Here is a 1,008-nt window from a genome sequence, read left to right as displayed (position 1 = left end):
GCGCATTGTACTTATGGAATACCTCAACATGAATAAGTTGGTACTGTCCTATAAAAGTGTGTAAGCTCCTTTTTTCTTATCTTTGTATTTGTAAACCATAAAAAAGAAAAAAATGAAACTTACACATTCGCAAATTTCGGAAATTCTTTCGAATTACACAAGCAGCAGCGAGGGTTTTGTTACCCTTCAGTCATTAATCATGAACTCCCTGATGTATCATGAACGAGAGTTGTTCGTCAGCGAAAATGCCCATGAGCAATGCAATGGCTTCCGTTCTCGCCGTTGGTACAGTCACGGCTTTGAGTTCTCGCTCCGTATTCCGCGCAGTCGTAGCGGAAACTTCTATCCCATTCTCTTAGGGGTGATACGCAGCGAAAGTGAGGAACGTGCCAAATTGTTCAATCTCCTCTACACCAAAGGTCTTACCACGGAGCAGATAGGCGAGATTTCCAATTGCGTCTATGGTCGTTCCTACAGCAAGCAGCAGGTATCGCATCTTGCCGGCAGCTGCCGTGAGGACGTCGAACGGTGGCTTTGCCGTAGCCTTTCCTCCCACTATTTAGCCGTCTATATCGACGCCACCTTTATTTCCACCCGTAGGGACAGACAGGTGTCCAAGGAGGCCTACTATACCATTCTGGGGGTATTAGAAGACGGCAGCAGGGAGGTGCTCACGGTTGTCAATCATCCCACAGAAGGGGCTCTGTGCTGGAAAGACGAGCTTGAGGCCTTGAAGCAAAGAGGCGTCGAACAGATAGACTTAGTCGTTTCCGATGCATTACAAGGAATAGAGAATGCCGTCTGTGCAGCCTTTCCCGGTGCCGCACACCAGTTCTGCGTGGCACACGTCAAGCGACAGATACTCAGCGGCGCATCACATAAAGACAAACCGGTAATGGCGCAGCAGCTCAGTGAGGTGTTCCAATTGGAGAACAACGAGATGAATTCCTTGCAGGGATACGAACAATTCATTACCTTTGTCGAGAAATGGGAAAGGAAATATCCTGC

The 1,008-nt window shown here is 47.9% G+C and carries 1 protein-coding gene; it reads left to right on the top strand.

The window, feature by feature from the left end:
* Positions 1-112: 112 nt before the first annotated feature.
* Positions 113-1,008 (top strand): IS256 family transposase (locus tag ETF27_RS04015; protein WP_147785512.1); only part of this gene is annotated, 896 nt, incomplete at its 3' end.

It is taken from the genome of Prevotella brunnea (assembly GCF_008016795.1).
Classification (GTDB): Bacteria; Bacteroidota; Bacteroidia; order Bacteroidales; family Bacteroidaceae; genus Prevotella; species Prevotella brunnea.
This window is presented reverse-complemented; position numbering and strand designations above follow the sequence as displayed.